The sequence below is a fragment of the Brevundimonas sp. Marseille-Q4549 genome (genome assembly GCF_976940555.1).
Genome location: NZ_CDRHXG010000001.1, coordinates 1,149,817 through 1,162,912, shown reverse-complemented (window position 1 = coordinate 1,162,912; position 13,096 = coordinate 1,149,817). Strand labels below are relative to the sequence as shown.

At 68.3% G+C, this 13,096-nt stretch carries 12 protein-coding genes; 3 read left to right on the top strand and 9 right to left on the bottom strand.

What is annotated here, in order from left to right:
• Window positions 1–52: 52 nt before the first annotated feature.
• The 3 genes from ACWPV3_RS05850 to ACWPV3_RS05840 all read right to left on the bottom strand — a co-directional run bounded on the left by ACWPV3_RS05850 (window position 53) and on the right by ACWPV3_RS05840 (window position 3,027).
• Window positions 53–706, bottom strand: coding sequence for a DUF4893 domain-containing protein (locus tag ACWPV3_RS05850; protein ID WP_453977187.1), 654 nt, complete (start codon window positions 704–706; stop codon window positions 53–55).
• Window positions 707–790: 84 nt separating this feature from the next.
• Window positions 791–2,053, bottom strand: a complete 1,263-nt coding sequence (locus tag ACWPV3_RS05845; protein ID WP_453977186.1) for an ATP-binding response regulator — start codon at window positions 2,051–2,053, stop codon at window positions 791–793.
• A 71-nt stretch (window positions 2,054–2,124) separates the two neighbouring features.
• Window positions 2,125–3,027: a DUF4167 domain-containing protein gene (locus ACWPV3_RS05840; RefSeq protein ID WP_453977185.1), complete on the bottom strand. Its 903-nt coding sequence runs from the start codon at window positions 3,025–3,027 to the stop codon at window positions 2,125–2,127.
• Window positions 3,028–3,402: 375 nt separating this feature from the next.
• Here ACWPV3_RS05840 and ACWPV3_RS05835 point away from each other — a divergent pair, with 375 nt between their 5' ends.
• Together ACWPV3_RS05835 and ACWPV3_RS05830 are read left to right on the top strand one after the other, a co-directional pair.
• Window positions 3,403–4,632, top strand: a complete 1,230-nt coding sequence (locus ACWPV3_RS05835; RefSeq protein ID WP_312736040.1) for an NAD-dependent epimerase/dehydratase family protein — start codon at window positions 3,403–3,405, stop codon at window positions 4,630–4,632.
• Between the two features lie 23 nt (window positions 4,633–4,655).
• On the top strand, window positions 4,656–5,549 hold the full coding sequence (locus ACWPV3_RS05830; protein WP_453977184.1) for an SDR family NAD(P)-dependent oxidoreductase: 894 nt from the start codon (window positions 4,656–4,658) through the stop codon (window positions 5,547–5,549).
• Window positions 5,550–5,681: 132 nt separating this feature from the next.
• Here ACWPV3_RS05830 and ACWPV3_RS05825 read toward each other — a convergent pair whose 3' ends face one another.
• The 6 genes from ACWPV3_RS05825 to pheS all read right to left on the bottom strand — a co-directional run bounded on the left by ACWPV3_RS05825 (window position 5,682) and on the right by pheS (window position 11,180).
• Window positions 5,682–6,293 carry a DUF1134 domain-containing protein gene (locus tag ACWPV3_RS05825; protein WP_292183049.1) on the bottom strand — a complete coding sequence of 204 codons (612 nt, stop codon included), beginning with the start codon at window positions 6,291–6,293 and terminating at the stop codon, window positions 5,682–5,684.
• Window positions 6,294–6,449: 156 nt separating this feature from the next.
• On the bottom strand, window positions 6,450–6,875 hold the full coding sequence (locus ACWPV3_RS05820) for a hypothetical protein (protein WP_453977183.1): 426 nt from the start codon (window positions 6,873–6,875) through the stop codon (window positions 6,450–6,452).
• Window positions 6,872–9,295, bottom strand: a complete 2,424-nt coding sequence (pheT, locus tag ACWPV3_RS05815; RefSeq protein WP_453977182.1) for a phenylalanine--tRNA ligase subunit beta — start codon at window positions 9,293–9,295, stop codon at window positions 6,872–6,874. Before pheT ends, ACWPV3_RS05820 begins: the two co-directional genes overlap by 4 nt.
• Before the next feature lie 7 nt (window positions 9,296–9,302).
• Window positions 9,303–9,701, bottom strand: coding sequence for a hypothetical protein (locus ACWPV3_RS05810; RefSeq protein ID WP_453977181.1), 399 nt, complete (start codon window positions 9,699–9,701; stop codon window positions 9,303–9,305).
• Complete coding sequence (locus ACWPV3_RS05805) at window positions 9,698–10,087, bottom strand: hypothetical protein (RefSeq protein ID WP_453977180.1); 390 nt, start codon at window positions 10,085–10,087, stop codon at window positions 9,698–9,700. Before ACWPV3_RS05805 ends, ACWPV3_RS05810 begins: the two co-directional genes overlap by 4 nt.
• Before the next feature lie 16 nt (window positions 10,088–10,103).
• Window positions 10,104–11,180, bottom strand: coding sequence for a phenylalanine--tRNA ligase subunit alpha (pheS, locus tag ACWPV3_RS05800; RefSeq protein WP_312736054.1), 1,077 nt, complete (start codon window positions 11,178–11,180; stop codon window positions 10,104–10,106).
• A 240-nt stretch (window positions 11,181–11,420) separates the two neighbouring features.
• Between pheS and ACWPV3_RS05795 the strand changes: the two genes are divergently transcribed.
• Entirely contained in the window at window positions 11,421–13,025 is a 1,605-nt protein-coding gene (locus tag ACWPV3_RS05795) for an ATP-binding protein (protein ID WP_453977179.1), read from the top strand.
• Window positions 13,026–13,096: the final 71 nt, after the last annotated feature.

Genomic DNA, 13,096 nt, shown 5'->3' with positions numbered 1-13,096 from the left:
GGGTCTCCTCGCACAGGGTGAGCAAGGACAACGGCCCAGGCGCCCCAACGGTTCAGCTCCGTCTGGCGGGAACCAGTTCGATCAGGTCCAGGTTGGACTCATAGGCCGGCCATGGCGCCACCAGCCGCCAGCGCGCCTCGCCGATCCGCTCCAGAACGCCCACTAGGTCGCGCTCCGCATTGCGACCATAGGCGCCGGCCGTCGGCTCCTGCGCCAGGGCCAGGGAGCCCAGCATCACCATGTGCCGGTCATTCTCGGGATACAGCAGGCCCGTCGGCCGCTGCGACCCCGTCAGCTTGGTGAAACGCAGCCCCTGCGGCGTCTGTTCGATGCGACAGGCGAACCAGCCATAGACGACATAGCCCAGCCCGTCCTCGCCGCCCTGCGAACCCAGCTTGACCGTGCGACAGCGATAGTCGCCGGCGGGCGGCGTCACGCCGGGCCGGTCGCCCCCCGGCCGAATCAGATCGCCCAGACTGTTCAGATCGCCCGACCCCTTCTGCCGACGCGCCTGCTGCAGAGCCAGGTCCCACGCGGCCTGACGGCGCTGATAGCGGTCTCGGTCGGCGCTGGTGATCACGCCGCGCCAATCCATCAGAACGGCCGCGCCCGTCACCGGCGGCGGGGCGGGCGGGGCCGGCGTCGTCGCACAGGCGGCTGCGGCGCTAAGCGCGGCGAACGAGGCGAGGCGAACGAACAGACGCATGGGCTTCCCTGGGGCGGTCCTTAGGCCCGGCCACCCTTAGAGCATGATCGTTTGGCGCGAAACCGCCGCCGAGGCCGTCCAGCGTCACGCCGCCGATGTCACGGACGCCGCCGCAGGCGCGGATCGCAGGGCGCTGTTCAGCGCCGTCGCCAGGGCCGGCAGGTCCAGCGGCTTGGTCAGATAGGCGTCGAACCCGGCCGCCCGCCCCTTGCGAATGTCGGACGGCGAAGCGGCGGCGGTCAGGGCCAGAACCGGAATCCCGCACGTCGCCGGGTCCAGTCCCAGATGCGTCTTCACCTCATAGCCGTCCATGCCCGGCAAGCCGATGTCCAGAAGCACGAGGTCGGGGCGCAGCGACCGCGCCAGATCCAGACCTTCGGGGCCGGACGTCGCCGAATAGAGCGTCAGGCCCAGTCCGTCCGCCACCTGCCGCAACAGGGCGATGTTGGCCAGACTGTCCTCGATATAAAGCACCACCGCACCCTGCCGCCCCTCGACCGGCGCGGCGCCCGCGGCCGGCAGGCTCAGGGCGAAGATCGCCTCGCCTTCCGCGCCGATCGCGGTCGCGATCCCGCCGCCCATGCGTTCGGCCAGCTGTCTGGCCGTCGTCACGCCCAGCGGACAGGCCAGCCGATCCACCGGATCGTCGAGGGCGCAGTCGGGGTCGAAGACGGTCGTCACCACCCGGTCGTCGATCCGCTCAAGCTCCAGCCTCACCGTCCCGCCCGCCGGCGTGTGGCGGATGGCGTTCAGCATCAGCCGCCGCAGGATGTGCCGCACCCGCGCCGGGTCGCCCACCACACCCAGGCCGGAGGTCGGCGGCGGACAGGCCAGAACGACCCCGGCGGCCCGCGCTTGCGGCTCCAGCCCGTCGCAGACCTGTCGCAGGGCCAGCCGCATGTCGACGCGCTGCGCCGACAGCATGCACACGGCCTCGTGAGCCGCGATGACATCGTCCGCCTCCTCGACCAGCGCCCACAGCACGCCGCCGGCGGCCTCGATCTGGCGCAGGGCCTCGGACTGGCGATGGGTCAGGGGATCGGCGTGGGGATTGGCCTGCAGCCATTGGCTGAAGCCCATGACGGTGGTCAGCGGCGTACGCAGTTCGCGCCCTATGGCGCGCAGCAGTTCCGTTTTCGCGCGATTGTCCTCGGCCAGACGGCGGCTGTCGGCGTCGGCGGCGGACAAGGCTCGGCGCAGCGCGGCCGTCCGCTCGGCGACCTGGCGTTCCAGCCCGGCGTTGCGCCGGTGCAGACCCGCCGCGATTCGGCGGGTCCGCAGCCACATCCAGATCCCAGCGGCGGCTCCGGTCAGCGCCAGAGCCAAGACGAGCAAGACGATATCCATGACGCCCTCCCACGCGAGCAGAATTGCTCGCAAGGGTTGCGTTCCGGTAAATACGCCCGCTTAAGTTATTCTCAGTCCTCGCCGGTCGCGGGTTCGGCCTTGCGGCGCGGCGCGCGACGACGTGGGGCGGCCTCGCCCTCGGGCTCGGCCGCCGCAGCAGGGGTGGTCGGCCGGGTCAGGAAACCGGGCAGGGCCGCAGGCGCTTCATCCTCAGCGGCGGCGGCGGCGGCCGGACGACGGGTGCGGCGGGCCGGGCGTTCGACCGCGGCCTGATTCTGGACGGCGGGCGTCTCGACAGACGTTTCGGCAGGCGCGGCCTCGGCCTGATCAGCGTCGGCCTGCGCGGCTTCGCCCGAGAAGGTTTCACCTTCCTGATTCTCGAAGCGGCGGTTGCGTTCCTCGCGGCGACGCTCCCAGCGCTCGCGGCGGCTTTCGCGGCGACCGCCGCCCTCGCCCTCGGCGCGGGGCTCGCCATCCTCGCGGGGCTCACGCGGTTCGCGCGGTTCACGGTTCTGGTCGCGATTCTGATCCCGGTCGCGATTGTAGTCGCGATCCCGGTCCCGGTTCTGGTTCTGCTCGGCGCGCTCGGCGGCTTCCTGGGCCTGGCGCTCGGCCGCCTGCTGGGCGGCGACGAAGGCGGCGGCCTGAGCGCCCGATTCGTCCTCGAAATCGATATCGAAGCCCTGGTTCGACTGTTCGCGCGCGGCGATGTCCGAGAAGGACCGCTGCGGCTGAAGCGCCCTGAGGACGCGGTAATAGTGTTCGGCGTGCTGCTGATAGTTCTCGGCCAGAACCCGGTCGCCGCTGGAGGCCGCGTCGCGGGCCAGTTGCTGATACCGTTCATAGACGGTCTGGGCGTTGCCCCGGACCTTGATGTTCTCGGGACCTTGCGAATCCCACGAACGATTCGGATTGGCGCTGTTGGCGTTGTTCGCCCCCGCCTTGTTCCGATTGCGTCCGCGTTGACGCTTCATGCCCTTGAAATCTCTCATGCCCGCTACCGTGTGCAGGGGCGGAGCCGACGCCTGAAAGGCCGGGTCCGTCCGTTTCGTGGTTCCGTTTCGCCCGGGGCCGATCCCCGATTGTCGATCTGTCGGAATGCCTTGCCGCCCGCATGGTGCGCCGGCCCTTTCGGACCGACCGTCATGGCCGGCTCAAGCCGCGAACAGCCGGACGTTCATCCGGAAGGCTGCGTCGTGAGTGGGAGACGAGGATAACTTAGCCTGTGCGACGCGCCTTTCCAAGCGATATTCGTCAAGGTGTCGCGGCCCGGACATCGCCCGGTGCTTTGCCGATGCGCGCCGCATGGGCTAGGCATGGGCTTTGAGACGACTACGAGGCTTTATTTCATGCGCGTTCTGGTTCTGGGCGGCGACGGCTTCTGCGGCTGGCCCACGGCGCTGCACCTGTCGGCCGGCGGCTGGGATGTGACCATCGTCGACAACCTGAGCCGTCGAAACATCGACAACGAGTTGGAGGTCCAGTCCCTGACGCCCATCCGCACCATGGGCGAACGAATCAAGGCGTGGAAGGACGTCTCGGGCCGCGACATCGGCTTCGTCAACATGACGGTGGGCAAGGAGTTCGACCGGCTGGTCGCCCTGATCCGCGACCTGAAGCCCGACAGCGTGGTCCATTTCGCCGAACAGCGGGCGGCCCCCTATTCGATGAAGTCGGCGCGGCACAAGCTCTACACCGTCGACAACAACATCAACGCCACCAACCACCTGTTGGCCGCCATCGTCGAGAGCGGGCGCGACGTCCATCTGGCGCACCTGGGGACCATGGGGGTCTATGGCTACGGCACCGCCGGCCTGCGCATCCCCGAGGGCTATCTGAAGGTGACGGTCGATACGGACAACGGTCCGACCGAACAGGAAATCCTGTTCCCGCCCAATCCGGGCAGCATCTATCACATGACCAAGACCCAGGACGCCCTGCTGTTCCAGTTCTACGCCAAGAACGACGGGCTGCGCATAACCGACCTGCATCAGGGCATCGTCTGGGGCTGCCAGACCCAGGAGACCCGCAAGGACGAGCGACTGATCAACCGTTTCGACTATGACGGCGATTACGGCACGGTGCTGAACCGTTTCCTGATGCAGGCGGCGGTCGGCTATCCGCTGACGGTGCATGGATCGGGCGGCCAGACGCGGGCCTTCATCCATATCCAGGACACGGTGCGTTGCGTCGAACTGGCGCTGAACAACCCGCCGCGCCGGGGCGAGCGGGTCAAGATCCTGAACCAGATGACCGAGAGCCGCCGGGTGCGCGATCTGGCCCGGATGGTCGCCGACATGACGGGCGCCCCGGTTCATAACGTCCCCAACCCCCGACAGGAAGCCGACGAGAACGACCTGGTCGTCGCCAACGACCAGTTCAAGGAGTTGGGGCTGAAGCCGATCACCCTGGCCGAGGGACTGATGCGTGACGTGACCGAGATCGCCCGTCGTTACGCCGACCGGGCCGATCTGACACGCGTCCCTTGTGTCTCCGCCTGGAACCAACGTCGGGCCGAAGCGCTGGAAAACGAAGCGTGGCCGTTCGATGCGCCCCCCGCGCAGCACCGCACCGCCTGACCGCCGAAAGACCGACCGCCGCCATGCCGAGCCCCGCCCCCGCCCCGTCCCTGTTGGTCTTCGGCGGCGGCTATGTCGGCCGCGCCGCCGCCCTGGAGGCGATCCGACGCGGCGGCCGGGCCTGGGCCACCTCGCGCGACGCCGACCGCCGTCAGGCCCTGGCGGCCGAGGGGATCGCCGCCCTGGACCCCGCCGATCACGCCGCGCTGAAGGCGGCGCTGGAGCAGGCCACGGCGATTCTGATCACGGCGGCGCCGGACGGTCAGGGCTGTCCGGGTCTTCGGGCGCTGGCGCCCCTGGCTTCGCACGCCTGGCCCGACTGGATCGGCTATCTGTCCTCCACCGCCGTCTATGGCGACCGGGCGGGCGGCTGGGTGTTCGAGGACGGCCCGCTGAACGCCGCCGCCCTGGAAGGCGCCCGCCGCGTGCGGGCCGAGCGCGACTGGCTGGACGGGGCGCGCGGCATGGGGCTGACGATGCAGATCTTCCGCCTGCCCGGCTTCTACGGACCGGGACGCAGCGTGATCGATCAGTTGCGCGACGGCAGCGCCCGTCTGGTGCGCAAGCCCGGCCAGGTCTTCAACCGAATCCATGTCGACGACATCGTCTCGGGCCTGTTCGCCTCGATGGCGCGGCCACGTCCGGGCGCCGCCTACAATCTGACCGACGACGAACCCTCGCCCGCCGATGTGGTGATGGAATGGGCGGCCGAGCGGATGGGCCTGCCCCGCCCGCCCGAGGTCCAGTTGGACGATCCCTCGGTCAGCGACGCCATGCGCCGCTTCTACCTGGACTCAAAGCGCGTCTCGAACGCCCTGGCCAAGGCCGAACTGGGCTGGCGCCCGCGCTACTCGACCTGGCGCGAAGGCCTGGCGGCGCTGCTGGACGCCCCGCCGCCGCTGCGGCTGGCGAGCTGACCCAAGCCCCCGTCATCCTCGGACTCGACCCGAGGATCAGATGATCCGCCGCGCGTGCGACAGGATCGACGCACAACCCGATCCGCGCCCGGTCCTCGGGTCGAGCCCGAGGATGACGGACAGCGTGTGGACCTAGAACGGCAGCAGATTCCGCTGACGGCTATAGCTCATGGTGCCGACGTTGGCGCCCAGGCGCAGGCCGACGCCGGTGCGGATGGGCGCCAGGACGATGCCGTCCGCGCGCTGATAGTTCACGCCCAGGCCGGCGACCAGATAGGCCGACCCCTCCACCCCCGGATAGCGACGATAGATCATGTCGGGGTGATACAGGCCATAGACCAGGGTGAAGACCCGGCTGGCGTTGCCGCCCCAGTCCCAACCGATCGACGCGCCTTGCCAGAACACCTCCTGCGAAGCCGACAGGTCCTTCATATGCAGGGCGCCGCGGCCATAGCGGGCGCCCACGACAAAGGAGCCCGCCCCCTCCTCGCCCGCGATATAGGCGGTCGGACGGTCGCCCTGGTCGGCGAAGACCCGCTCGATGGCGCCGCCCACCACCTCAGCCGCGATGCCCAGTTCGCGCGAGCCCGCCGCCACCAGTTCGTCGAAACTATAGGCCTGGGCGTTCTGGTCCGAGCGGATCGGATAGTTGGGGTCGCGCGCCGGCGCGGTCGCGCAGGCTCCGACAGCCGAGGCGCCGGCGGCGGTGGCCAGGCCGGACAGGATCAGTTGGCGACGATGCATGAGGGGCGCTCCGAAAGGCGGCGGGAAGACGGCCGGCTGAGACGCCGAACTTGACGCCACCGTCCCCGACCTTTGCGGCAGCCTTGCGGCTCTAAGGTTAACCGGACCTTACGGGTCCGGCCTTCGTGAGGCGACGCCGTTAGGGGAAAACGGAGGTCAGCGCATCGATTGAAACAACCGACGTTGCGCCTCATTGATCGACCCATCGGGCAAATCGACTTCGCGTTTGGTGAGGGGCAGATGATGGCGCCGCGCAGTCCAGTCGTAAAATAGCGTACCGTGAAGACCGTTCGCGTCCCTCTTTAAGATGGGACGTTCCCAGATCGCGCCCAGGATTTCACCGGCGCGATCCTCACCGAGACGTCCGATGACATCTTCGACAAGATCCATGTCGGCGCCATCGACGAACAGTTCGGCGTATTCATCTTCCCTCGCTTGGAAGAGGCTGAACGTGGCGTTATCCGCGCCGTCGATGATCTGGATGTTCTTCATGCCGCTATATAGCAGCAGGCATTCTGGGCGTCCCCTCTGGATCGGGAAGCGGCCTTCCGGATCAGCCCAGAAAGCCGCTCCGATAGTCACGCCCTCAGCTTGCCGCCCTGCTTCTCCACCGCCGCCACGATCTTGGCGGTCAGGGCCTCGATCTCGGCCTCGGTCAGGGTGGCCTCGCGCGGCTGGATCACGACTTCCAGGGCGACGGACTTGAAGCCGTCGTCCACGCCCTTGCCGCGATAGACGTCGAAGACCCGAACCTCGGCGATCAGGGCCTTGTCGGCGCCCGTCGCCGCCCGGACCAGATCGCCTACCGGCTTTGCATCCTCGACCACGAAGGCGAAATCACGGGTCAGGGGCATGAAGGCCGACAGGTCGGCCGACCCGCGCGTCTTGCCGGACTTGCCACGCGGTTCGGGCACGTTCTCCAGCACGATCTCGAAGGCCAGCATGGGCCCGTCCGCATCCAGCGCCTTCAGCACGCGCGGATGCAGCTCGCCGAACTCGACCATCACATTCTTCGGCCCCAGTTGCAGCCGGGCCGAACGGCCGGGGTGCCACCAGTCGCGGTTCTGGCCCTGAACCAGCTGCAGCGAGGCGACCGGCGCGCCGATCTCCTCCAGCACGGCGTTCAGGTCGCCCTTCAGCGCGAACAGCGGGTTCTCGCCCGCGCCCTCCCAATGCCGGGCGGCGTGCGGCGCGATCAGGCCGGCGATGACCGTGCGCTGATCCTTCGGCCCGTCGCCCAGATAGATCGGGCCGATCTCGAACAGGGCGGCGTCGGCGAAACCGCGCGCGGCGTTGCGGGCGGCCGCCTGGATCAGGTTCGGCAGGGCCGAGGGCCGCATGCAGTCCAGATCGGCGGCAATGGGGTTTTCCAGCACCAGTCTATCGTCGCCGCCGCCGAACAGGGCCGCCGTCGACTGTTTGGTGAAGGACCAGGTGACGGCCTCGGCGTATCCCAGCGCCGCCAACGCCCGGCGCGCCGTGCGGACGCGGGCCTGGCGCGGGTTCAGCACGCCCCCGGCGGCGTTGGCGACCGGCGGCAGGGCGACCTTGGGCAAGGTGTCGAACCCCTCGATGCGGGCGACCTCCTCCACCAGATCGGCGGGGCCTTCCACGTCGCGGCGCCAAGACGGCGGGGTGACGATCCACGGTTCGGCCTGCCCGGCAGGCGCGGCCTGAACCAGAAAGCCCAGTTGGCCCAGAATGGTCCCGATCCGGTCGTCGGTCAGGTCCATGCCCGTCAACCGCTTCACATGGGCGGGATCGAAGGCGAAGGGCGAAGGACTGGCCGGGGGTTCGCCGACAAAGACGATGTCGGACGGCTCGCCGCCGCACAGGTCCAGGATCAGGCGGGTGGCCAGCTCCAGCCCCGGCGTGACCGAAACCGGATCGACGCCGCGCGCGAACCGATATTGGGCGTCGGAATGGATGCCCAGCGTCCGCCCCGTCTGGGCGATGACCAGTGGATCGAACCAGGCGCTCTCCAGGAAGACGTCGGTGGTGTCGTCGTCGCAGCCGGTCGATTCCCCGCCCATGACGCCGCCCAGACCGATGGGGCGTTCCCCATTGGCGTCGGCGATGACGCAGTCGGTCGGCCCGGCCGCATAGGTCTTGCCGTCCAGCGCGATCAGATGCTCGCGCTCGCCCGTCTCGGCGGACGTCAGACCGCCGCGCACCACGATCTCTGTCCCCGACAGCTTGGCCAGGTCATAGACGTGCAGCGGCCGCGCGCGGTCGTAGGCGATCAGATTGGTCACATCGACCAGACGGTTGATCGAGCGCAGGCCGATGGCGGTCAGACGCTTCTGCAGCCAGGCCGGCGACGGGCCGTTTTGCACGCCGCGAATGACGCGACCGGCGAAGACCGGGCACATCTCGGGCGCCTCCAGCCGTACCGAGATCGGCGACGGGAAACCGCCGCGCACCACGGCGATGTCGAAATGCTTCAGCCTGCCCACGCTGGCGGCGGCCAGATCGCGCGCGATGCCCGCAACGCCCAGCCAGTCGGGCCGGTTCGGCGTGACCTCGAAATCAATGACGGGCTCGGCGCCGAACAGGCCCGCAACCGGCGTCCCGACCGGGATTTCCGGCGGCAGCTCCTGAATGCCGTCGCTCTCGTCGGCCAGCTCCAGCTCCGACGCCGAACACAGCATCCCATTGGACACCACGCCACGCACCGGCTTCTCGACCAGGGTCACGCCCAGGCCGGGCACATAGGCGCCGATGGGCGCATAGATGGTGGTCAGGCCCGCCCGCGCGTTCGGCGCGCCGCAGACGATCTCCTTCACCCCGTCCACCGTCTCGACCTGGCAGACCTGCAGCCGGTCGGCGTTCGGGTGACGCTCGGCCGAAATGATCCGGGCCACCGTGAACGGCGCCAGCTTGGCGGCGGGGTCGAGAACCTCCTCGACCTCCAGCCCGGCCATGGTCATGGCCTCGGCGATCTGATGGACGTCCGCCTCGGTCTCGAGATGGTCCTTCAGCCAGGACAGGGTGAATTTCATGGTCGTCTCAGGCCTTGGGCTTGTCGGTCAGGGTGCTGACCTCGGCGATGAACGCTTCTGGCCCGGTGAAACCGACGCCGTAGAATTCACAGCCTATGAAATGGCAGTCGCGCATCGGAATGGTGCCGATGGCCTTGTCGCCCACGGGGCGCAGCAACAGATTGGCGATGCCGCCACGGCTTTCGCCGAAATTGGTGTCGGAGAAGGTCACGCCGGTCGAGGCCAGGACGATGGCCGGCCCCTGGAACCGGCATCCCCGGAACGTCCGCCCCTCGATCAGCGGAACGCCCTTCGCGGCCGCCGCCGTGAAGAGTTCATACAGGATGATGTCGACGTTTTCGAAGGTCGTCGCATTCAGGTCCGGCGCGTCGGTCAGCGGACGATTGATCGGCAGAATGGACTTCATGCGCCGGCGCCCAGGCCGGCGATCATCTCGTCGAGGAACGCCTGCTCCCCGGTGAAGCCGACGCCCAGGAAACGGCAACGGATGAACTTGCAGTTCTGGATCGGGATCGTGCCCGTCACCCGGGCGGCCAGCGGCTTGACCATGAGATTGCGCGGATCGCCATGCGCCTCGCCCATGTTGCAGGCGTCGAAATGGCATCCCCCAAGCGGAAGCAGGATGCCCGGTCCTTCGATCAGGCATTCGATGAAGGTGCGGCCTTCGATGTTGCCGCCGCCTGCCTGGCGGGTTTCCAGAAACAGCTGAGGCAACCAGATCGAACCATTGCGATATTCGGGCCCCGGGCCGATGGCGTCGAAACTGATCGAGGCTGATTGGGTGTCGGTCATTTCAAATCCTCAGATGTCAGCTCAGGCCCGAGGCCGGGTTGGGGGCGGCGAAGGCGGAAAAGCCATAGTGGGCCAGCCAGCGGGTGTCGGCCTCGAACATGGGGCGCAGGTCCGGCACGCCGTATTTCAGCATGGCCAGACGGTCCACGCCCATGCCGAAGGCGAAGCCCTGATATTCGTTCGGGTCGATGCCGCAGTTTTTCAGCACATTGGGATGCACCATCCCGCAGCCCAGAATCTCCAGCCAGTCGTCGCCGGTGTTGAACACCAGTTTCCCGCCCGAACGGTCGCAGCGGATGTCCATCTCGGCCGACGGCTCGGTGAAGGGGAAGTGGTGCGGCCGGAACCGGGCCTGCACTTCGTCCAGCTCGAAGAAGCGGGCGATGAAGGTTTCAAGCGTGGTCTTCAGATGGCCCATGTGGATGTCGCGGTCGATCACCAGACCTTCGATCTGGTGGAACATCGGCGTGTGGGTAGCGTCCGAATCCTTACGGAAGGTGCGGCCCGGCGCGATGATGCGGATCGGCGGCTTCTGCGACATCATGGTGCGGACCTGCACCGGGCTGGTGTGGGTTCGCAGCACCTTGCGCTCGCCCGTTTCGGGATCGGGCTTCAGGAAGAAGGTGTCGTGCATCTCCCGCGCCGGGTGTTTGGGCGGGAAGTTCAGGGCGGTGAAATTGTGGAAGTCGTCCTCGATGTCAGGGCCTTCCGCCACGGCGAAGCCCATCTCGGCGAAGATGGCGACCATCTCGTCCATCACCTGCATGGTCGGGTGGACCCCGCCCCTGCGACGCGGCCGGGCCGGCAGGGTCAGGTCGATGCGCTCGGCCTGAAGCCGCGCGTCCATCTCGGCCGCCTCCAGCTCGGTCTTGCGTCCGGCGATGGCCGAGGCGACCCGGTCGCGCAGACCGTTGATGATCGGCCCCTGTTCGCGCCGCTGATCGGGGCTCATCGCCCCCATCCCCTTCAACAGGCCGGAGATCGAGCCGGACTTGCCCAGCGCGGCGACGCGCACCTCTTCCAGGGCGGCGACGCTTTCGGCCGAGCCGATGGCGTTGATCAGTTCGAGTTCGAGTGTGGCGAGATCGGTCATTGTGGCTGACGCCTTAACGGCCTCGAGCCGTTTCGTCACCCTTCAAGGCGCGGTTTGACCCGCCGCGATGGCCTCCAGCTCCGACGCCGGCGCCGCATTGGCCGCCCTGGCGAGCGCGCGGGTCTGCACCTTGGCGAGTTTCGATCCGCTAACGGAACAACTGTCGAAAACACGCCGCGAAAGCTTCATGAACGGCAAAGCTGGCGTTAAATTTCAGCCGTTAAGGCGATGGCGGAACAGGTGGGGACCGCGATGCCGCTGATCGGTGATTTCGTCGACTTGATCGCGCCTGTAGCGCCGTCCACCCTGGGCGCAGAGGTGTTCGAGCGGTTTCAGAACGAACCCAACACCCTGGCCTTGGCCGTGGTCGACGATCAGGGCCGGCCCCTGGGCGTCATCGAACGCAACGCCTTCACCCTGCGCATGGCGGCCGAGTTCGGGCGCGCCCTCTACGCCCGCAAACCGGCCGAGAGCCTGATGGACCGCAATGCGCCGATCGCCGAAGCCTCTGCAAGCGCCGAGACCTTCTTCGACGCCTATGACGCCGCCGAACTGGGCGCCCTGCTCAGCGGCTTCATCGTGGTGTCAAACGGCCGCTACCTCGGCGTCGGCACGGCCTTGCAGGTGGTTCAGGCCGGGGCCGCCGTTCACCGCCAGCGCGCCGAGGCGATGGGCGCCCTGGCCCGCGACCTGGCCCTGGCCGAGGCCGAGGCCGTCGCCTCCAGCCGCGCCAAGTCCGAGTTCCTGGCGGTGATGAGCCACGAGATCCGCACGCCCCTGAACGGGGTTCTGGGCGTCGCCGCCCTGATGGACAAGAAGCTGGAGCAGGAGGAGTTGCGTCCCTACGTCCGCACCGTGATCGATTCGGGGCAAAGCCTGCTGCGGCTGCTGACCGACGCCCTGGACATGTCGCGCGCCTCGGCCGGGATGCTGACACTTGAGGAAGAGCCGCTGGACCTCTCGGCCGTCGCCTTCGACATCGACGCCCTGTGGCGCGCGCGGGCCGAGGAAAAGACCCTGTCGCTAAGCGTCCGCGCCGATCTGTCCGTCCCCTTCGTCCAGGCCGACGGGATGCGGCTGAAACAGCTGCTGAACAATCTGATCGGCAATGCGCTGAAATTCACCCTGACGGGCGGGGTCTCGGCCCTGATCGAAAGCCGTGCGGACGGTCAGGTGATCCTGACCGTGGACGACAGCGGCCCCGGCGTGCCCGAAGCCGCCGCCGCGACCATCTTCGAACCGTTCAACACCGGCAAGGCGGGGCGCGAGGGCGCGGGCGCGGGCCTCGGCCTGGCGATCTGCCGCCAGATCGCCGAAAGGATGGGCGGCGACATCGCCCTGGACGCCTCGCCCCAAGGCGGCGCGCGGTTCCAGGTGCGCCTGCCCCTGCGCCCGGCGGTCCAGGCCCAGGCGGCGACGCCGGAAACGGTCGCCCCCACCCCGCACCCGACGCTGCATGTGCTGGTGGCGGACGACAACGCGGCCAACCGTTTCGTCGCCGGCAAGCTGCTGGAGATGTTCGGCTGCACCGCCGAAATGGTCGAGAACGGATGCGAAGCCGTCGCCGCCGTCGCCGCCCGCCCCTTCGATCTGGTGCTGATGGACATCAAGATGCCGGTGATGGACGGGGTTCAGGCGACCCGCGCCATCCGCGCCCTGCCCGCCCCGGCCGGCGCCCTGCCCATCCTGGCCCTGACCGCCAACGCCGACGAACGCGACGAGATGGACTATGTCGCCGCCGGCATGAACGGTGTGGCGCAAAAGCCGATCCAGCCCGACGCCTTGCTTAACGCCATCCGGCTGGTCATGACCGCCGCCGAAACCAACCTGTCCCATGCGGCTTGAAGATCGTCCTTCCGGGGCGTCCGAAAGACGAACCCGGAACCCGGGAAAACATCCCCGACGCCAGATACGTT